At 64.0% G+C, this 19100-nt stretch carries 15 protein-coding genes and 1 tRNA gene; 11 read left to right on the top strand and 5 right to left on the bottom strand.

Annotated elements, in window-relative coordinates; translation table 11 throughout:
- Together B8784_RS15285 and B8784_RS15290 are read left to right on the top strand one after the other, a co-directional pair.
- A partial coding sequence (locus B8784_RS15285; protein ID WP_143435548.1) for a TolC family protein occupies positions 1 to 940 on the top strand: 940 nt, incomplete at its 5' end.
- Positions 941 to 950: 10 nt separating this feature from the next.
- Positions 951 to 1922, top strand: coding sequence for an NAD(P)H-hydrate epimerase (locus B8784_RS15290; protein ID WP_158085702.1), 972 nt, complete (start codon positions 951 to 953; stop codon positions 1920 to 1922).
- 6 nt (positions 1923 to 1928) lie between these two features.
- Here the strand turns inward: B8784_RS15290 and B8784_RS15295 are convergent, their stop codons facing one another.
- Entirely contained in the window at positions 1929 to 3254 is a 1326-nt protein-coding gene (locus B8784_RS15295; RefSeq protein WP_084398785.1) for a glycosyltransferase family 4 protein, read from the bottom strand.
- Positions 3255 to 3529: 275 nt separating this feature from the next.
- Here B8784_RS15295 and B8784_RS15300 point away from each other — a divergent pair, with 275 nt between their 5' ends.
- The 5 genes from B8784_RS15300 (at position 3530) to B8784_RS15320 (ending at position 7601) form a co-directional block, all read left to right on the top strand.
- Positions 3530 to 4957, top strand: a complete 1428-nt coding sequence (locus tag B8784_RS15300; RefSeq protein ID WP_084398786.1) for a circularly permuted type 2 ATP-grasp protein — start codon at positions 3530 to 3532, stop codon at positions 4955 to 4957.
- The gene (locus B8784_RS15305; protein ID WP_084398795.1) at positions 4957 to 5895 is read left to right on the top strand and encodes an alpha-E domain-containing protein; all 939 of its coding nucleotides are present in this window, start codon (positions 4957 to 4959) and stop codon (positions 5893 to 5895) included. Before B8784_RS15300 ends, B8784_RS15305 begins: the two co-directional genes overlap by 1 nt.
- Positions 5896 to 5913: 18 nt before the next feature.
- Positions 5914 to 6714: a transglutaminase family protein gene (locus tag B8784_RS15310; RefSeq protein WP_084398787.1), complete on the top strand. Its 801-nt coding sequence runs from the start codon at positions 5914 to 5916 to the stop codon at positions 6712 to 6714.
- A 21-nt stretch (positions 6715 to 6735) separates the two neighbouring features.
- Positions 6736 to 7470, top strand: coding sequence for a proteasome-type protease (locus B8784_RS15315; RefSeq protein ID WP_084398788.1), 735 nt, complete (start codon positions 6736 to 6738; stop codon positions 7468 to 7470).
- 55 nt (positions 7471 to 7525) lie between these two features.
- A tRNA-Lys gene (locus B8784_RS15320) sits at positions 7526 to 7601 on the top strand.
- Between the two features lie 59 nt (positions 7602 to 7660).
- Here B8784_RS15320 and B8784_RS15325 read toward each other — a convergent pair.
- The gene (locus B8784_RS15325) at positions 7661 to 9637 is read right to left on the bottom strand and encodes a YadA family autotransporter adhesin (protein WP_158085703.1); all 1977 of its coding nucleotides are present in this window, start codon (positions 9635 to 9637) and stop codon (positions 7661 to 7663) included.
- Positions 9638 to 9861: 224 nt separating this feature from the next.
- On the opposite strand from B8784_RS15325, the gene B8784_RS15330 reads away from it, so the two are divergent.
- The 4 genes from B8784_RS15330 (at position 9862) to B8784_RS15345 (ending at position 15916) form a co-directional block, all read left to right on the top strand.
- Positions 9862 to 10842, top strand: a complete 981-nt coding sequence (locus tag B8784_RS15330) for an AraC family transcriptional regulator (RefSeq protein ID WP_084398790.1) — start codon at positions 9862 to 9864, stop codon at positions 10840 to 10842.
- A gap of 140 nt (positions 10843 to 10982) precedes the next feature.
- Complete coding sequence (locus B8784_RS15335; RefSeq protein WP_084398791.1) at positions 10983 to 13361, top strand: bifunctional diguanylate cyclase/phosphodiesterase; 2379 nt, start codon at positions 10983 to 10985, stop codon at positions 13359 to 13361.
- A 172-nt stretch (positions 13362 to 13533) separates the two neighbouring features.
- Positions 13534 to 15108: a hypothetical protein gene (locus B8784_RS15340; protein WP_084398792.1), complete on the top strand. Its 1575-nt coding sequence runs from the start codon at positions 13534 to 13536 to the stop codon at positions 15106 to 15108.
- A 34-nt stretch (positions 15109 to 15142) separates the two neighbouring features.
- Positions 15143 to 15916 (top strand): hypothetical protein, encoded by a 774-nt coding sequence (locus B8784_RS15345; RefSeq protein ID WP_143435552.1) that lies wholly within the window; start codon positions 15143 to 15145, stop codon positions 15914 to 15916.
- Positions 15917 to 15970: 54 nt separating this feature from the next.
- Here the strand turns inward: B8784_RS15345 and B8784_RS15350 are convergent, their stop codons facing one another.
- The 3 genes from B8784_RS15350 to B8784_RS15360 form a co-directional block, all read right to left on the bottom strand.
- Positions 15971 to 16975: a zinc-dependent alcohol dehydrogenase family protein gene (locus B8784_RS15350; protein WP_084398794.1), complete on the bottom strand. Its 1005-nt coding sequence runs from the start codon at positions 16973 to 16975 to the stop codon at positions 15971 to 15973.
- A gap of 147 nt (positions 16976 to 17122) precedes the next feature.
- Positions 17123 to 17950, bottom strand: coding sequence for a TonB-dependent receptor domain-containing protein (locus B8784_RS15355; protein WP_233356178.1), 828 nt, complete (start codon positions 17948 to 17950; stop codon positions 17123 to 17125).
- Positions 17947 to 18897, bottom strand: a complete 951-nt coding sequence (locus B8784_RS15360) for an IS110 family RNA-guided transposase (protein WP_084396263.1) — start codon at positions 18895 to 18897, stop codon at positions 17947 to 17949. The genes B8784_RS15355 and B8784_RS15360 overlap by 4 nt, the downstream gene beginning before the upstream one ends.
- Positions 18898 to 19100: the final 203 nt, after the last annotated feature.

A 19100-nucleotide genomic window follows, 5' to 3' on the forward strand; every position in this document is an offset into this window, starting at 1 on the left:
GGCCCGCACCGCGCTTGCCGAAGAGCGCCTGGCCGGGGCCCGCTTCTCGCTGGAGGCCGAAGCCGCCCGCGCCTATGTCGACACGATCGCCGCGCGCCTGACGCTCGAAGCGCTGACACGCGCGGCCGCCCGCCAGAACGACATTTTCGAGGGCGTTGCGGTGCGCCGGGCGCATGGGGAGGCCTCCGATTTCGATGTCGAGCGCGCGAAAGGCCAGCTCGCCGAATACGAATCCCGCTTCGCGCCCGTCGAGCAGGATATTGCGATTGCCCGCTACAAGCTCGCCCGGCTGACGGGGCAGGCGCCGTCGGCCTTCGATGTCGAGCTGCCGGATGACCTGCCGGCGCCGGCGCCCGCGCGGCTCGACTTCAGCTCCGACGTCCTGCGCCAGCGCAGCGATGTGCGCGAGGCCGAGCTCGCCTATGTCCGTGCCGCACGCGAAAGCGAACTGGCCGTGCTGGAGCTTTATCCCCGCTTCACGCTGTTCGGCGGCGGGGGGCCGAGCACGACCGATCTGTCGAAGTTCCTCGACCCGGCGAGCCTCGCGCTCAATCTCGGCGCCATGGTGGACTGGACGCTTTATGATGGCGGGCGCCGCGAAGCCCAGGCCGATGCCGCAGAGGCCCGGCTGGCGCAGGCCGAAGCGAATTACCGCTCTACCGTACTCTCGGCCATGGAAGAGATCGAGGCGGCGGCCGTGCGCTATCTCAAGGCCGGCGAACAGCTCGAAAAGCGCGAGACGGTGACCGCCTCGCGCGCCCGGATCGCCGAGATGGCAATGGCACGCATGGAAGGCGGCACCGGCACATTCATCGATGTGCTGGAAACCGAGCGCGACCTTGCCGAAGCCGAACTGTCCGAAGCGCAGGCGCGCGCGGCCCTGCTGGTTGCGCGCATCGGTCTCGACAAGGCCCTCGGCGCAGGCGCTCCTGACGTGTAAACTGGGTCGCATGAGCCATGCGATCATTACCCCCGAACAGATGTATGCCGCCGAAAAGGCGGTGTTCGACACAGGCGTCTCAAGCTTTTCCGCCATGCAGCGGGCCGGCCGCGCGGTGGCCGACCACCTACACCATGTCTTCCCGCGCGGGCGGGTCCGCATCCTCTGCGGGCCGGGCGGCAATGGCGGGGACGGCTTCATTGCCGCCGCCCGCCTGCGCGCGCTCGGGCGCGATCTTCGCGTCTATCTGCTGGGCCACCCGGAAAGCCTTTCCGGCGATCCGGCGCATGCCGCCGAACTGTGGGACGACACCATCCATCCGCTGGAAGCCGCGCTCGGGCTCGAGGCGGATGTGACGCTGGACGCGCTCTTCGGCGGCGGGCTGTCGCGCCCGCTTGAGGGCATGCCGGCAAAGCTCGCTGAAGAAGAGGCCGGCCCGGTCGTCTCGGTCGATGTGCCGTCAGGGCTGGATGGACTGACGGCGAAGCCGCTCGGCCCCTGTTTCAGGAGCGCGCTGACGGTGACCTTCGCCGCCTACCGCCCGGCCCATGTCCTGTCGCCGGGGCGGGGATTGTGCGGGGAAACCCGCGTCGAGGATATCGATATCCCGGTCGACGGGCGCGTCTTCACCAATGCCGCCGACTTGCCGGAGAGAGTGCTTGGCGAGACCTTGCCGCCGCCGGAAGAGGGTGTCTGGGTCACGAGCGCGGGTGAGCTGGAAGCTTTCTATCCCGAGATCGCGCGGCCGGCCGAGAATGCGATCGCCCTGGCGCGCGCCTCGGCGCGCGAAGCCGGTCGTATTCTCGTCATGCGCGGGCCGGAAACCCTGATCGCGAGTCCGGATGGGCACTGCTGTGTCGATGTCCAGGCCGATCCGCAGGCCTGCACTGACGCCTCGCTGCTTGAGCGGATCGAGGCCGCCGGTCAGCCGGACAATCTCTTCGCCGCCGCCTGCGCTGCCGTCTGGCAGAGCCATGGCTGAGGCGGTTCAGGCCGCGTAGTTGCGGATCCGGTGGCGCGGGCCGGCTGGCGCCGGTTGCATGCCGGGAATGTCGATCGGTTCCAGGCGCATGGCCCGGCGATAGATCTGCAGCGTGCGTGCGCCGAGGGTCTGGCGTGTCCAGGTCTGGGCATAGGCCAGCGCCGCCGTGCGGCAGGCCATCAGCTTTTCGCGGTCGCTGAACAGGTCCAGCGTCGCCTTGGCGATATCCTCCGGCGAACACGTCTCGGCCAGGATGCCGCACTCGAAGCGGCCGACGAAATCGCGCGCCAGCGGGTTCTCGGCACAGGCCACCAGCGGGCGGCCAAAGGCGGCGGCTTCGCGATAGACCGAGCCCGAGGACTGATAGCGCGACGGCGCCATCACGCCGTGGCAGCGCGAGATGACATGGCTCATTTCGCTGTCGGTCAGCCGGCCATGGTCGAAGATCTGCTCCTGCGTTTCGCCGGTGAGATCGAACGCCTCGATGTGCTCGGCCAGGCCGCCTTCATGAAGCCCGATCAGGTGCAGCTCGGGCAGGGGGCCGCCTTCGGCCTGCACCAGGCGGACCATCATGTCGAAGGCCAGCAGGGTTTCGGCGAAGCCCTTCCGCACGCTGCCATCGCCGATATGGGCGAGGCGCAGACGGCTATGGGCCGGCGGGAAGGGGGCCGATTGCCCGGCCTTGCGGATCTCCGGATCGACCGAGAGCGGCGTGACCATGTGGATGTGGCCCGGCGTGATCGTGTACCAGTCCTGGATCATGCCCGCATGCGAGCGCGTATTGGAAATGATCGCATCGGCGTCGCGCACGCACCGCGCTTCCATGCCGCTCGCCACCCAGGCATTCAGCGCATTGCCGCGGCCTGTCTGCTCGACCGCATCGAGGGCATAAGGCGAGGTGTTGCGGATCACGATCGGCAGGCCGCAATCCATCAGCATGGCTGCCGGTGCGCCATGATTGGGCGCCTCGATAAGGTCGAAGGGGCGGCGCTCATGCTCTTCATGGACGCGCTCGCGGAAAGCGGTCGCCGCCGCCATATGCGCCAGGCCCGGCATCTTGCGCATCAGGCGGCGCAGGCCGGTAATGCGTCCGGCACAGCCGATCACCTCGATGCGTTCGTGGTCTGTGCCAACGACATCGTCACGGTCCATCGTGAAGACGCGCACATTCGCGCCATGGGCGGCGAGGGCGTGCGCCACTTCGCAGGCCACCCGGCCCTTCGCCGTCGGGATCGGGGGGTATTCCCAGGTGAGCAGGGCCACCTCCAGCGGAGGACGGTCCATCGTATCGTCGATGGGCGCGTTCGCATCGGTGTATTGCAGCTGTGTCATGAACCGCCCAACGCAGGAACTCGCGAAAGGGTTGCATGGGCACACGTCATCAGGGTCTGCCTGTGTTGCGTAGAGATCACAGCTGTTTCAGGACAGGACAGGGCAGGCGGGTTGCAGGAAAGGGCGTTAAAAAGGCTCGTTGCTTGAGTTGCGCCTGTTTTTTGGGCACTTTGTTGTGCGACGCGAGTTTTATAAGGAAGACTTTTGCGCGGGCGTGGTCCCCTCCCGCAATCTGGAACCGGTTAATCGAAAGGAGCGTGCTGGCAGAAGCCCTCATGTCGGAACAGGACCCGCCTTATAATGAAATGTTCGGCCGCGGCGAGGTACCGCGCGACCCCTATCAGGAATATTGCAAATGGTTTGAGGCCGAGGAGAATCGGCGCCTCAAGAAGAAGGCGAAAGAGGCCGAACAGGCCTTCCGCCGGACCGGCATCACCTTCAACGTCTATGGCCGGGAAGAGGCGAATGAACGCCTGATCCCCTTCGACATCGTCCCGCACATCCTCTCCAACCGCGAATGGCAGTCGCTCTCGGAAGGCATCGAACAGCGGGTCCGCGCGCTCAACGCCTTCCTGCACGACATCTATCACCGCCAGGAGATTGTCCGCGCCGGCCGTATCCCCGAACACATGATCAGCGAGAACGACGCCTATCTCTCCAAGATGATCGGCGTCGAACCGCCCGGCAGCATCTACACCCACATTGTCGGAACCGACATCGTCCGCACCGGCGAGAACGAGTTCTTCGTGCTGGAGGACAATGCGCGCACGCCGTCGGGGGTCTCCTATATGCTGGAGAACCGGGAAACGATGTTCGAGATGTTTCCCGAGCTGTTTATCCGCAACAAGGTGCGCCCGGTCTCGACCTATCCCAAGCGCCTGCGCCGCTCGCTGGAAGCCTGCGCGCCCAATGCCTGTTCTGGCCGGCCTGTGATCGCGGTGCTGACGCCGGGCATCCACAACTCGGCCTATTTCGAGCATGCCTTCCTGGCCGACGAGATGGGCGCCGAACTGGTCGAGGGTCATGACCTGCGCGTCGTCGATGGCCGTGTCGCGATGCGCACCACGCAAGGGTACATGCCGGTCGACGTGCTCTACCGCCGCGTCGATGACGACTTCCTCGACCCGCTGAACTTCAACCCGGATTCCATGCTGGGCGTGCCCGGCATCTTCGATATCTACCGCTCCGGCGGCATCACGCTCGCCAATGCGCCGGGCACCGGCATTGCCGACGACAAGGCGATCTATTCCTACATGCCCGACATCGTCGAATTTTATACCGGCGAGAAGGCGAAGCTGCCCAATGTGCCGACCTGGCGCTGCTCGGAGCCGGATTCGCTGGCCTATGTGCTCGAACATCTCGAAGAGCTGGTGGTGAAAGAGGTCCACGGCTCCGGCGGCTATGGCATGCTGGTCGGCCCGGCTGCCTCGAAGAAGGAGATCGCCGCCTTCCGCAAGAAGCTGCAATCGAAGCCCGACGGCTATATCGCCCAGCCGACGCTGGCGCTGTCGACCGTGCCGATCTTTACCGCCAAGGGCCTCGCGCCGCGCCATGTCGATCTCCGGCCCTTCGTGCTGGTCTCGCCGAAAGGCGTCGACATCACGCCGGGTGGGCTGACGCGGGTGGCGCTCAAGAAGGGCTCGCTGGTCGTCAATTCCAGCCAGGGCGGCGGCACCAAGGATACCTGGGTGCTTGAATCATGATGCTTGGCAAGACAGCCGGCGGCCTGTTCTGGATGTGCCGCTATCTCGAACGCAGCGCCAGCAATGCGCGTCTCATCGAGGCGGGCTCACGCATGACGATGACGCGGGCGGCCGCCGAGGATGCCGAATGGGCCTCGGTGCTGGAAAGCGCCAATGTCCGCCACCTCTATGCCGAGCGCCATGAGAGCATCGACCGCGCTGCGGTGATCGACTTCCTGCTGCGCGACAAGACCAACCCCTCCAGCGTCATGTCGGTGGTCGAGGCCGCCCGCAACAATGCCCGCATGGTGCGCGTGGCGCTGACGCGGGAAGTCTGGGAGGCGGTCAACGATACCTGGATGAAGCTCAAGGATGCGCTCGCCCGTCAGGTCAGCGAGAAGGAGCTGCCCAACGTCCTCGAGCTCATCCGCCAGCAGAGCGCCCAGGTGCGCGGCGCGCTGCACGGCACGATGCTGCGCAACGACATCTTCAATTTCTGCCGCATCGGCACCTTCCTTGAGCGCACCGACAATGTCGCGCGCATCCTCGACGTGAAATATTACGTCCTGCTGCCCTCGGTCTCGATGGTTGGTTCCACGATCGACAATTACCAGTGGGAGGCGATCCTGAGGTCGGCGGCCGCCGAGCGCAGCTTTGCCTGGCTCAACAAGGAGACCGGCCCGCGCGCCATCGCGGAATTCCTGATCCTCGACCAGCGCCTGCCGCGCTCGCTCGCCTTCTGCTACATCAATCTCGCGCGCAATCTCGGCTATCTCGAAGCCGATTATGGCGAGACACGGCCCTGCATGGCGATGTGCCACGAGACGCTGGGGCGGCTGACGCGCACCGATATCGAGACCATCCTGCAGGGCGGCCTGCACGAATTCATCCAGTCCATCGTGCAGGCCAACAATGCGCTCGGCCTGCAGATCGAGAAGGATTACCGGTTCTATGCCTGAGACAGGAGGTCTCGTGCCATGCTGCTGAGAATTGCCCACGTGACGCGCTACACCTTTGACGCGCCGGTCAGCTATGCCCTGCAGCAGCTGCGCCTGACGCCGAAGTCGCGCCAGGGCCAGACCGTTCTGACCTGGACGACCAGCATCGAGGGCGGACGCGAGGAAGCCGTCTTCACCGACCAGTTCAACAACCAGACCCAGCTTATCAGCCTGCTCGACGGGGCGAGCGAGCTCATCGTGCATGCCGAAGGCGAGGTCGAGACCACCGACCAGGCCGGCATTGTCGGCCAGCATGCCGGCTGGACACCGACCTGGCTCTATCGCCGCAAGACCCCGCTCACCGCGCCGGGGCCGAACCTTCGCCGGCTGGCCAGGTCGCTCGGCGACGATTTCGACAATGCCGTGGCGCGCCTGCACGGGCTGCTGGCGTTGATTGAGCGCGAAGTCACCTATGAGGGCGGCCACACCGATACCAGCACTACCGCCGAGGAAGCGCTGAGCGCCGGCCATGGTGTCTGCCAGGACCATACCCATATCTTCATCGCCTGTGCGCGCCTGCTCGGCTTTCCGGCCCGCTATGTCAGCGGCTACCTGATGATGACAGACCGTGTGCATCAGGATGCTTCCCACGCCTGGGCAGAAGCGTATGTTGAGGATCTGGGCTGGGTCGGATTCGATGTTTCCAACGCTATCTCGCCGGATGAAAAATATGTCGCTGTCGCCACGGGACTCGATTATCTTGATGCCGCCCCCGTTTCAGGCCTGTCCTATGGCCACGGATCGCAGGACCTCGATGTATCGGTTCAGGTGCAGCAATAAGACAGGGTCGACCGGCTTGAGATGACATATTGTGTGGGATTACGGCTCAATCACGGGCTGGTCTTCATGTCGGACACGCGCACCAATGCCGGTGTCGACAACATCTCCCAGTACCGTAAGATGTTCACCTGGAAGACGCCGGGCGAGCGGGTGCTCGTCATGATGACGGCGGGCAATCTCGCGACCACGCAGGCCGTCGTCTCCATGCTGGACGAGCGCACCAAGGCGCCGGAAGACCGCAACCCCTCCATCCTCGAAGTGCCGTCCATGTTCCAGGCCGCACGCACGGTCGGCAAGGTGCTGCGCGACGTCATCGCCGACAGCGCGCCGGAGCAGGGGCCGGACGCGGAATCGCCCTTCAAGGCCACCATCATCCTCGGCGGCCAGATCAAGGGCGCCCCGCCGCGCCTCTTCATGATCTATCCCGAAGGCAATTTCGTCGAGGCGAGCGAGGAGACGCCCTTCTTCCAGATCGGCGAGACCAAGTATGGCCGCCCGATCCTGGTGCGCGCCTACGACCCGGCGATGAGCTTCGAGGCGGCGGTGAAGCTTATGATGGTCTCCTTCGACTCCACGATAAAGGCAAACCTCTCTGTCGGCCTGCCGCTGGACCTGCTGCTGTATGAGACCGACAGCCTCGAGGTAACGACGGAGCGGCGCATCGAGGAGAATGACGCCTATTTCAACCTGATCTCGGACAATTGGGGCGAAGCGCTCAAATTTGCGTTCGCCTCCCTGCCTGACTACAAGATCTGAAAAGCCGTTTGCGTTTTGCAGCGCGAAGGATTATGTCGCCTGTTCTCAAATCGGCGCGCCCATAGCTCAGTTGGTAGAGCAGCTGACTCTTAATCAGCGGGTCCAAGGTTCGAATCCTTGTGGGCGCACCATTTTCTCCCTTTGAAATCTTGCCATTGGGCCGGGCTGTTCGCGCGGCCCGTCGCCGCCCTCAGTTCGCCCAGCGGGCCTGCAGCTTGCCGGCCGCTTCGCCGCCCGACAGGGCGCCGCCTGCCGAGAAGGACCAGTTCCTGTTGCCGCGCAGGGTAACGCCGAGGCCGAGGCCGGCTTCGCTGGCAAAGGTGCCAAGCCCGCCGGCAATGGCGATCTTTTCCGACGGGGCGAGATAGGAATCCGGCACCGCGAGCGACATGGCCACGCCTTTCTCGAGCCGCCCGATGCGCCGGCGGTTATGCGCGATCAGGCCGAGATTGCGCTCGATCTGGCCGGCATTCTGCGAGATGAGCGCGGTGTTCGCCGTGATCGCGGCGGCATTGGTCTGGCTGCGCTGGGCGGTTTCCGCGATGGCGCCGCCCTCGAAATTCTGAAGGTTGGCGACCACTTCGTCGATCCGCGCATTCGCGCTGGAGATGCCGGAGCTGTTGGTCTCGATGTCGCGCGTATTCTCGGCGATCTCCTGGGTGTTGGTGGCGGCATTGTTTTCGATGGCGTCGATGTCGCTCTCATTGGCCGACGACTGCGCGAGCGCGGTGTCGGCGGTGGCCTTGGCATCGGACGCCTCGTCGGAAACGCTGTTGAGCTGCGAGACATTCACCGCATCGGTGGCTTCGGTGCCGGCCGCGACATTGGTGATGGTGCGCTCGCTGCCCGCCGCCCCGACGGAGACGGTATTGTCCCGCGTGGCCTCGGAATTGGCACCGAGCGCGACGGCATTGTTGGCTGTGGCGCTTGAGTCCGCCCCCAGTGCGACCGAACCGGTGCCTGAGGCGTCGGCGCCGACGAAGTCGCTGTCGCTCGTGTCCGCGCCGATCGCGATGGCGCCATCCCCCGAGGCGCTGGCGCCACGCCCGAAAGCGGAGCTGGACCCGCCGCTGGCCTCGGCCAGCCCCCCGACGGCGGTCGAGTATATGGCGCTGGCTTCGGCTTCGATGCCGACCGAAGTGCCCTGTATGCCCGATGTGACCGCGCCATGGCCGAGCGCGACGCCGCCCTCGCCGGTCACCTCGCTGAGCCCCCCGATCGCGACCGCACTGTTCTCGGTGATATTGACCCCATAGCCTTGCCCGATGGAATAGATCCCGCTCACCGAGGCATAACTGCCAAGGGAGATCGCGCTGCTGGTATCCACCGTCGCCTGGTGCCCGAGGGAGATGGATTCCTCTGCGGTTGTGCTGGCTTCGGTGCCCAGGGCGAGACTGCCATGTTCGGTAACAGAGGCGTCCCGGCCGATGGCGACGGTAGAGAAATCGCCGGCAATCGCATTCTCGCCGAGGGCGGTCGCGCCGCCTGCCGTTGCCTGCGCGAGGGCGCCGATGGCCGTGCTACCATCCCCGGTAGCGTCCGCCCGACTCCCAACGACCGTGCCGTTCTCCCCGGCGGCGCTTGCGCCGCCGCCAAGGGCTGTGCTGTTTGCCTGGGTCGCTTCGCTATAGGCGCCGACAGACGTGCTGTTAGGCGCAACGGCGTCGCTATTGTAGCCCAGACCGGTGCTTTGTTCGGCTGTCGCGCTGGCCCCGGCGCCGAAGGCCGCACTTTCATCTCCGGTCACCTGGGAATAGCTCCCGACCGCTGTCGCGCTCCGACTGGTTGCCTCGGCGTTGGTGCCAATGGCGGTGCTGTTCGTCCCATCGGCCCGGCTGAAATGGCCAACGCTTGTGCTTTCATCGGCGGTGGCGCTGGAATTGGACCCTATCGCGGTCGAGCCTTCGTCCATGGCCGTTGAATTGGAGCCGACGGCGGTCGAATCACTGTCGAATGCCTGGGCATTGTCACCACAGGCGAGGCTGCTCTGTCCGGCGGAGACAGCCGTGCCGTCGGTATCGCCTGACCCGGCCACCCCGTCATTGTCGGTATCGAGCAGGCATTCATCGGCGGCGGCCGTCGCCGGGAAAATCATGAGTGCGGTTGCCGCTGTCGCCGTCATGAAGGCAGACGCGGTGAGGCGGGTGCGGAAAGTCGATACGGGCAAGGGCCCCTCCATCTTGCAGTGGGGCAGAGAGGCGTGCCTTGCCGGCGGCATGCGTGATGCCATGGCCCCTCTACCCGGAGAATTTCGAGGCTTTGTCTTGCACAGGGGGAGGAAGGGCCGGTATGCAGGAGGAACGGCAGTTGTGCAGCAGATACAACGGTTCTGACATTTCCTGACCGGCGCTGGGGCCGCTGCATCAGCGCGGACGACCGAAGGCATCCCTCATGACGACACACCTCGCCGGGAGCGCGCCGGATATCACCCTCACATCCATGGATACGCGGCTTGTGCCGGCGCGTGAGCAGTTCGAGTTCTGGCGCTCTGCCTATTCGGGTATCGACATCCAGCCGCGCCGCGGAACGTCGCCGAGACAGTTCCGGGGCACGATCTCGCGGCTGGAAGATGCTTCCGGCGCGGCCCTGAACCGGGTCGCCTGTGAGGCCAACCGTCCGCGCTTCCGCGCCACCGATGAGGGGGTGTTGCTGCTCGGCATGCTCGCCTCGCCCTCCGGCCAGGTGCGCTATCGCTGCGAGGGCAGGGAGCGTGCCGTGCCATGCGACCGGCTCTACCTGCTCGATACGGCCTGCGAGCCCGAATTCGTGACCGACGGTTTCGTGAACATCGTCCTTACCCTGCCGCGCAGCAGCGTGCGCGCCGCGCAGAGAGGCCCGGCGCAGATCGAAGACGGCCTCAGCCTTCTGCCGGAGACACCGCTGACGCGCACGCTGAAGGGGCATTTGAGCAATGCCACGCAGGAACTCTCGGGCATGAGCCGCAGGGCAGGGCAGCTCCTGCTCGACACAAGCGTCGAGCTTGCCAACCTGGCACTCGGACAGCCCGACGACGCCGACAGGCATGCGGGGCGGACGGCTGGCAGCAGCACGGTGGCCGTAGCGCGGCGCATCATGGATGAAAACCTCGAGCATCCGGGCTTTGCGCTCGGCCATCTCGCCCGCCGGATGGGGCTTGGACGGCGCAAGCTGCAGAGCGATCTGGTGCGCGCGGGCGTGAGCTTTTCCGGCGAGCTGCGCACCCGGCGCATGAAACGGGCGGCCGAGCTGCTCAGCCTGACGCCGCTGCCGGTCGGCGAGATCGCGCTGGCCTGCGGCTATGTCGACTTTTCCGCCTTTAGCCGGGCCTTCCGCAGCCATCACGGCCTGCCGCCGCGCGACTATCGTGTGATGCGCCAGGAAGCCTCTCTCTAGGACGGCGGCTGCCGCGCTGTCGGCTCGCCTCATCCTGTCCGGGCCAAGGAGCCGATGCCCTCGGCCCCTGTCTGCGCAACCTGCTGATAAAAGCAGGATATTTAATCTTGTATACACAACATTGAATTACCGCCGACAGCATGTACCAGGTTCTTTCATGTCTCACCGGTGAGCACGGATCGCTCTATGTCATCGCGGCGGTTGTCGTGCTGACCATCGGCTCGGTCTGTACCCTCGTGGTCTTCCAGCGCGGCCTGCTCGCCGAGACCAAGCGGCGCCAGCGCATCTGGGCGGGGCTGTCGGGGGTGGTGACCGCTGTCGGCATCTGGGCGACCCACTTCGTGGCCATGCTCGGCTACCGGCCAGGCTTCACGGTCCATTTTGACGGGGTCACGACGCTGCTTTCGATCCTGATCGCCGTGGCAGGCTTTGTCGTGACCAGTCAGATCCTGATTTCAGGCCTGACACCCCTGCGCCGGCTGGTCTGTGCCGTGCTCGCCACGCTGACTGTGTCTGGCATGCACTTTTACGGCGTCGGCGCGCTGAAAGCCGCGGCCATGATCAGCTTCGACCCGGTCTATGTCGCTGCAGCAGTCATCGCAGGTTTCCTGCTGTTTTCGCTTTCCTATTTCTCGCTCAGCTCGCGGCGGCGCGTCATGAACCTGCTGGCGCTCGCCGGCACGCTGCTCGCTGTCGCCAGCCTGCACTTTGTTGGCATGAGCGCGATGGAGATCGTCCCGCTCAAGGGCTATGCGGATGCCGCCTGGGAGATCGACCCGATGACGCTTGGCGCCTGGGTCGTGCTGGGGGTTGCCGCGATCGTCCTCATGGCGGCCATGGCGGCGGGGCTGGATTCGGTCATCTCGAATTTCCGCTTCCAGGAGCGCCGGCGCCTCTCGCTGCTGGTGAATGCGGCTTCGGAAGCCCTCCTCATCGCCCGCGCGGACGGCACGGTCATTGAAGTCAACGAGGCCGCCGAAAGCCTGTTCGGCCAGCCGCGGCAGGCGCTGAAGGAGGCCGACATCAACACGCTGGTCGGGCTGGATATTGCCGCCGAAGCCGTCAGCGGCCACCGCTCGGCGAGCGAGCATCATATGCGGGTCGGTGACGTCAGCATTCCGGTCGATGTCTCGGTGCGCGATATCGAGGAGGATGAGAACGGCCTGCTCGTCGTCAGCCTCTACGACCTGCGCGAGCGTCTGGCCAACGAAGCCAATATCCGGCGGCTGGCCTTCAATGACCAGCTGACCGGCCTGCCCAACCGGACCGCCTTCCAGAAGGCGCTCGACGAGATGTGGAAGGGCTCTGCCCGCACAAAGGCGCGTTTCAGCGTCGTGCTGGTCGATCTCGACGAGTTCAAGGACATCAACGACCAGTTCGGCCACAGCGCCGGCGATGCCGTCCTGATCGAGACGGCGGCGCGGCTGAAAGTGGTGTTCGGTGACAAGGCTCTGGTTTCCCGTCTCGGCGGGGACGAGTTCGCGATCCTGCTGGCCGATGGCGAGGATGAAGAGGGGCTGCGCAAGCTTGCCGATACCTGCGTCGACAGCCTGTCCCAGACCGTTCGCAACGGCTCGGTGCGCATGCGCTCCAGCGCCAGTGTCGGCATCGCGGTCGCCCACTCGCATGAAGGCATTGTCGATCCGGCGAGCCTGCTGAAGGCGGCCGACCGTGCCCTCTATGCCGCCAAGCAGGATGGCCGGCGCACCGCACGGCTCTACGATGCCGGCCTGCATGAGCGCAGCGAGAAGAAGCGCACCCTCGAAGGTGACCTTGTGCGTGCCGTGCGCGAAAAGGAATTCGTCCTCTATTACCAGGCCAAGGTCTGCTCGGTCAGCCGGCGCACGCTGGGCTATGAGGCGCTGATCCGCTGGCAGCGCCCGGGCCATGGCCTCGTCAATCCGGGCGAGTTCATCGAAGTCGCCGAACAGAGCACAATCATCCAGGACATTGGCCGCTGGTGCATCTATGAAGCCTGCGAGGCGGCTGCCGGCTGGGAGAAGGATCTGACAGTGTCGGTCAATCTCTCCGCCCGTCAGTTTCTCGATCCGGCGCTTTATGCCACCGTCCGCGATGCGCTGCGCAAGAGCGGCATTGCCGGCCACCGGCTGGAGCTCGAGATTACCGAGACCGCCCTCATCCAGAACACCATGGTGGCCTCGCGCATCCTCGAAAAGTTGAAGACGCTCGGCGTGCAGGTTGCGCTGGACGATTTCGGTACGGGCTATTCCTCGATGCGCTTCGTGCAGCAATTCCCGTTTGACCGCATCAAGATCGACCGCTCTTTCGTCTCGTCCATGGGCGAGGATGCCAAGTCCTTCGCCATTGTCGATGCGATCCTTCATCTCGGGGCGAGCCTCTCCATCCCGGTGGTGGCCGAAGGCGTCGAGACCGAGGAGCAGGCCATGCGGCTGCTGAAGGCGCGCTGTGCCGAGCTTCAGGGCTTCCTGATCAGCCGGCCGGGCCCGCTTGCCGGTTTGCCCGAAGCCAGCCGTATTGCGCCAGCAAAAGCCTCCTGAAGATTAGGCTTCCGTAAGAAACAGCCAGCCTCGAATCAAAAAAGCAAGTAAACTCAAAGTCTTGATTCTGCCGTGTCTTGCCGGCAATTCATGCTTAGTAACTTGTTAAAGATCTGCGCACACCTTCAGCCTGTTCGTTAACTGAACTGGGGCAGATGTTAAGAAGGTCCGCATGTTGAAGAAGCAGGTGCGCTGGGGCGCTGATCTCGGATACTCCAAACCGGTCAAACCGATCGATCCGAATGTCGAGGAACGTGAGCATGGGCTGAAGGGCTCGCTGAAAGAGGGCGAGCTGGGTTTCAGCCGCATGATGACGCGCCGTGTCGCGCGCAAGGATGCCCGTGACGGTATCCCGACCTCTGAATCCCTCACCGAAAACCAGTGGAGCGAGCGCGAGCAGCAGATCGCCGAAAAGGCCGAACGTGTGCGCCGCGGGCTGAAGACCTGGATGAGCGCCACGGCCTCCTCGGTGCGTAACTTCATCCATGACTGCACGCCGTGCGAGTTGCAGCCCGATCAGCTGCGCGAGGCGATCAAGGCCGAGGAAAGCGAATACCGCCATTACGAGTTTGACGATTCCACCGATGCCAGGGCCCATCACGAGGCGACGGTGGTCGAGCTGGAAAGCTTCAAGGAGCGCTTCGGCAACCAGCTCCAGAAGCGCACGCCCGACATCAAGAAGAATGTCGAGCAGGCCATCGCCATCTTGATCTTCATCATGATCGTGGAGGGCTGTTTCAACGCGCTCTTGTTCAAGGATGCGCAATCCTCCGGCCTTCTGGGCGGCATGATGGTCGCGTTCGGCATTTCGGCGGTGAACGTGCTCTTCGGGGTGACGGCCGGTTTTGTCGGCCTGCGCAATCTCAATCACCCGGAAAAGGTGATGAAGGTGATGGGCGGTCTGGTGGCCACAGTCTGTGTCGCGTGCGGGCTGTTCGTGAACTTCTTCGTCGCCCACTTCCGCGATGCCGTCGAGCTGAAGCTGCACGAGGCCATGGCGGGCGGCTCTCTGGCCGGTTTCTCCATGTTCGATATCCCGCCCTCGCAGGTGATGGGCAACATGTTCCCGAACGTCTTCGCGCTCGACAGCCTGGTCGCCATCGGCCTGCTCCTGATCGGGCTCACCGTCTTCGCCATCGCCGTCTATGAAGGCTATGACCGCATCTCCGACCGCTTCCCGGGCTATGGCCGGGTGTGGCGCAAGGAGCGGGCCGCCTATGAGCGCCGCCAGCAGGTGCGCAATGGCGTACGCGACGACCTGTCTGACTTCTTCTCCCGCTCGCGCGTCTGGTTCGAGACCCAGCAGCAGCGCCACATGGCCGCCAAGCGCGAGATCGAGAAGGCGATGAACATGCTCGAAACCCGCCGCGACATCGCCGTCGAGATCGCCGCGCGCGCCGGCGACCAGGAACGCTCGCTCAAGGTTGCCTACCGCCAGGCGCACCGGCGCGAACGCAATGCCTGCCGCGACAAGCTGGGCGAACAGGCTGCCGTGCCGGCCTATTTCGACGAGATCGTCACCCCCAACCTGCCGCCCTTCGATACTGCGAAAGAGCGTGAGCAGGCCAATGCCGCGATCAAGACGATCGAGAACAATATCCAGGCGCTCAATATCACGCGCGAATGGATGGAGAGCCACATCCAGCAGGTCCAGCGCGGCCTGTCCTCCATCGAGCAGCGGGTCGGCGAGCACATCCAGGCCATCCGCGACAAGCGCGAGCGTCAGGATCAGCAGAAGAGCGCCTGAAGGCGGTCCGGATCAGGCGAGAGGAGTCTGAGAGATGGCGAGAGGAAGAGAAAAGGGGCCGTGGTTCTGGCGCGGCATGATCGGCGCGATGCTGGCAGGCGTGTTCGGCCTGTTCGCGCTCGCCGCCTTCAGCGCGAGCCCGTCCGTCCTGCCGGAGACCGGCTGCCGCATGGATCACAAGGATCCGGCCCATACCGTGCTGCTGATCGACCAGTCCGACCCGTTCAATCCGAACGATCTCGGCTGGGTCAACGCGTTCATCGATTCAGAAGCGCGTACCCTGCCGCGCTTCGGCCGGATCACTGTGGTCACGCCGAATTCGGAAGACCCTTACGATGCGCGCATTGTCTACAGCCACTGCTCGCCGGGCGCGGCGCAGGACGCCAATCCGATCCTGCAGAACCCGCGCATGATCGAGGACACCTGGCGCGAGACCTTCTATGAGCCGATGTCGAAAGAGGTCGAGACCGCACTGACCGACACCCGCCAGCCGAGCTCGCCGCTTTTCGAGGCGGTCTATTCCATCGCCGACCGGGCCGACTTCCAGGCCTCGCGCGGAGACCGCCGCATCATCCTCATCTCGGACCTGATGCAGCATTCCGACGAGTTTTCCTTCTACCGCACCGGCACCGATAAAGCGGCATTCGCAGAAACGCGCCTGGCTGACCGGGTGCCCGACATGGAGGGCGTCGAGATCGTCGCCCGCGTCGTGCCCCGCCAGGAATACGACCTGCCCATGAGCGATGTGAAACGCTTCTGGCGCGATTATTTCGACCGGACGGGTGCGGCGTTCAGTTCGGTGAACTGAGGCTGGCGTTTCGGCTTCTCTTCCCCTGCAAGCGGGGGAAGAGAAGGCCAGGTCCTAAATATCCACCACGATCTTGCCGAAGTGCTTCTGCGCGGCCTGGTGAGCGAACGCGTCGGCGAGCTTGTCGAGCGGGAAGTGGTCGCTGATCACCGGCTTGATGCCATTGGCCTCGATGGCCGCGATCATGTCTTCCTGATGCTGGCGCGCGCCGACCGTAATGCCCGAGACGGTGATGTTCGAGCTGAACAGGGCCGCCGTCGGCACTTCGCCCGACACGCCCGTCAGCACGCCGATCAGCGAGATATGCCCGCCCACGCGGCAGGCCCGGATGGATTGGGCCATCGTGCCCGGTCCGCCAATCTCGATCACTTCATCGACACCGCGCCCGCCGGTTAGCTCCTTGGCCTTCTTCCCCCAGTCCGGGGTGTCCTTGTAATTGATCAGGTGATCGGCCCCGAGCGCCTTCAGCTTCTCGAGTTTCTCGTCCGATGAGGAGGTCGAGATGACGCGCGCGCCGGCGGCCTTGGCGAATTGCAGCGCGAAGATCGAGACCCCGCCGGTGCCCTGGGTTAGCACCCAGTCGCCCGGCTGGATCGAATTCTCGACCATCAGCCCGCGCCAGGCGGTCAGCGCCGCGCAGGGCAGGGTGGCGGCTTCGGCGAAGGAATAGCCCTCCGGCATGCGCGTCAGCCCTTCGGCGGAGCAGGCGACAAGCTCGGCGGCGAACCCGTCGATGCGGTCGCCCGGCACGGCCATCATCTTGTCGAGTTCCGGCGGCCCGTCACGCCAGCCGGGGAAGAAGGTCGACAGCGCCGTATCGCCGGCCTTGAAGCGGGTGACGCCTTCGCCGACAGCGACGATCTCGCCGGCACCGTCCGACATCAGGATGCGGCCATCCTCGGTCGGGATGCCGCCCTGAGCGACGACGAAGTCATGATAGTTGAGCGAGCTGGCCTTCACCCGCATCAGCACCTGGCCGGGGCCGGGCGTCGGATCCGGCCGCTCGCCGGTCTCGATGTTCTGCAGGCCGCCGGGCTTTTTGAGGCTGGCAACTTTCATCGTCGGAATCTCCCTTGAGTCTCTTGGTCTGGCTGTCACCAAACACCACTGCCGCAGGGACAGCCAAGCATCATCTCGGCTGTTTCAGCCAAAAGAAAAGGGCGGCAGATCGCTCTGCCGCCCTGTCCTGATTGTCTGTATGCCGGCCTAGCGGGCGATCGTGAATTCCACGCCGACGACACGGCCTTTCTTGAGCGGGCTGAACGTGCCGCCACCCGGGATGGCCTGGAACGGTGTCTGAACGCCGTTGGACAGCGGGCCCGGGAAAGGCAGCTGCGTGTCGTTGCCGACCTGGACTTCGTCGAGCAGGTTGTCGCCGAAGAGCGAGACCGCGAAGCCGTCATAGGGTGTTTCCCAGGTCAGGTTGGCACTGACCTGCGTCGTACCCTGCACCCAGCCGAAATTGCTGTCGGTGTAGGCGATGCGATCCCGATACTGCAGGTTGGCACGGGACACGAGGGCCCCCATGTCGCCGAGATCGGTGTCGTGGATGACGCCGAAGCCGTAGGTCAGCTGCGGGACGCGGGGAAGCGCAAGATCTTCATCGCGCTGGTTCACGAGCGTGTCGCCGCTGATGTCGAAGCTAACCTCGTCATACTCGGCGTCGATCATGCCGACATTGAAGGTCAGGAGCAGGTTGTTGGTCGCTGCCCAGCGGCCGTCGACCTCGACACCCATGATCGTTGCGTCAGCGGTGTTGAGGATGTTCTGCACCACGCCCGACGGCCCGGCCGTGTTCACCTCACGCTGCGTGTCGCCAATCTCGGTCAGGAAAGCTGCACCGTTGAGTTGCACGCGGCCATCTTCGCTGGTGGACTTGAAACCGATTTCGTAGGCATCGACCTCTTCTTCATCGAAGCCGAAATCCCCCGTATTCGGAACGATCTGGCCGAGGAAGACCGCAACATCGGTAATACGGAAGTTGTAACCGCCCGACCGGAAGCCCTTGGTGTAGGAAGTATCCGTCTTCGTCAAGTCCGGCTTGGAACCCAGTTTCGGCTATCGCGAAGCAGACTGTTCGCCAGGACGATAAGCTTTCTCATTATGGCTGTGATGGCCAGTTTTGGCGCTTTTCCGGTGGCGACCATCATCTGGTATTTCGCGCTGAATTCCGGATTATGCTTTATGCTAACGAGGGTGGGCATATAGAGCGCCTGTCGCAAATGTGCTCTTCCACCTTGTATGTATCGCTTGCCTCGAAACGTGCCGCTGTCCCGAGCGATCGGAGCAAGTCCTGCAAGACTGGCGGCCGCCTTGTGATCGATGAAGCCGAGTTCGGGCATCTCGGTCAGAAGCATGATCGCGGTTGTTTCTCCAATGCCAGGAATAGTCTGTAGAATGTCGAATCTGGCTTTCAGGAATTCATCATCACGGACCAGCAAACGAAGAGCCGCGTCGATTGCTTTCATGTGACGGTCGATCTGCTCAATCCTTTCCCGTGCCTGGCGCCGCAACAAGGGAGCTATCCGGGCGGAAGACCGGTTGGACGCGCGTGTCCTGTCTTTCACCAGAGCGCGCCGAGCCGATTGTAGCTCTTTCATTTCATTGAACTTGATCGTTCTGTCGCTGACGCGGCGCACAGAAATCATCGCCCCGTATTTTGCGATAAGCCCGGCATCGATCGTGTCTGTTTTCGCCGACACACCCAATGCGTCCGCAAATCGTCGAGCCTGCCGTGGATTGACCTTGCCGAGAGGTATTTCGGCTTTCAGGAAGAACTTCTCGAAGGCAAGATGATACTGCCCGGTCGGTTCATAGAGTAGCTGTTCAAGATGACATCCTGCCATCCAGGTCAGCAATTGCCTGAATCCTTTTTTATCATTCGGGACAGTTATGGTCCTGCCCTCAGGATACATGTGCGCATCCAGAGTGCTCTTTGAAATATCGACGCCGATATGCTGGCGAACTGGTTCGATGGACATTCCAGATCCTTTGCTTGTCGTACGGGCCTAGATGCCCTCGTATCCGTTCAGGTCGCATGGAAATGAAGAGGACGATCAAACTTCCCAACGGCACTTACTCAGCCAGCGCAGGCACGATCCGTTCCTCTACGCCGGCGGGGAAATTGCGCAGTCCCCACCAGCGGTTCTTTTCTAACCAGAAGACCAGGAATCTCTAAGACAAG

Source organism: Henriciella aquimarina, assembly GCF_002088975.1.
GTDB lineage: Bacteria > Pseudomonadota > Alphaproteobacteria > Caulobacterales > Hyphomonadaceae > Henriciella > Henriciella aquimarina.

Excerpts from the sequence above, each read along its gene's own strand:
- B8784_RS15300 (WP_084398786.1), top strand. The coding sequence starts at position 3,530 with ATGTCGGAACAGGACCCGCCTTATAATGAAATGTTCGGCCGCGGCGAG.
- B8784_RS15335 (WP_084398791.1), top strand. The coding sequence starts at position 10,983 with ATGTACCAGGTTCTTTCATGTCTCACCGGTGAGCACGGATCGCTCTAT.
- B8784_RS15315 (WP_084398788.1), top strand. The coding sequence starts at position 6,736 with ATGACATATTGTGTGGGATTACGGCTCAATCACGGGCTGGTCTTCATG.
- B8784_RS15360 (WP_084396263.1), bottom strand. The coding sequence starts at position 18,897 with ATGTCCATCGAACCAGTTCGCCAGCATATCGGCGTCGATATTTCAAAG.
- B8784_RS15295 (WP_084398785.1), bottom strand. The coding sequence starts at position 3,254 with ATGACACAGCTGCAATACACCGATGCGAACGCGCCCATCGACGATACG.
- B8784_RS15345 (WP_143435552.1), top strand. The coding sequence starts at position 15,143 with ATGGCGAGAGGAAGAGAAAAGGGGCCGTGGTTCTGGCGCGGCATGATC.
- B8784_RS15330 (WP_084398790.1), top strand. The coding sequence starts at position 9,862 with ATGACGACACACCTCGCCGGGAGCGCGCCGGATATCACCCTCACATCC.
- B8784_RS15310 (WP_084398787.1), top strand. The coding sequence starts at position 5,914 with ATGCTGCTGAGAATTGCCCACGTGACGCGCTACACCTTTGACGCGCCG.
- B8784_RS15340 (WP_084398792.1), top strand. The coding sequence starts at position 13,534 with ATGTTGAAGAAGCAGGTGCGCTGGGGCGCTGATCTCGGATACTCCAAA.
- B8784_RS15350 (WP_084398794.1), bottom strand. The coding sequence starts at position 16,975 with ATGAAAGTTGCCAGCCTCAAAAAGCCCGGCGGCCTGCAGAACATCGAG.
- B8784_RS15290 (WP_158085702.1), top strand. The coding sequence starts at position 951 with ATGAGCCATGCGATCATTACCCCCGAACAGATGTATGCCGCCGAAAAG.
- B8784_RS15305 (WP_084398795.1), top strand. The coding sequence starts at position 4,957 with ATGCTTGGCAAGACAGCCGGCGGCCTGTTCTGGATGTGCCGCTATCTC.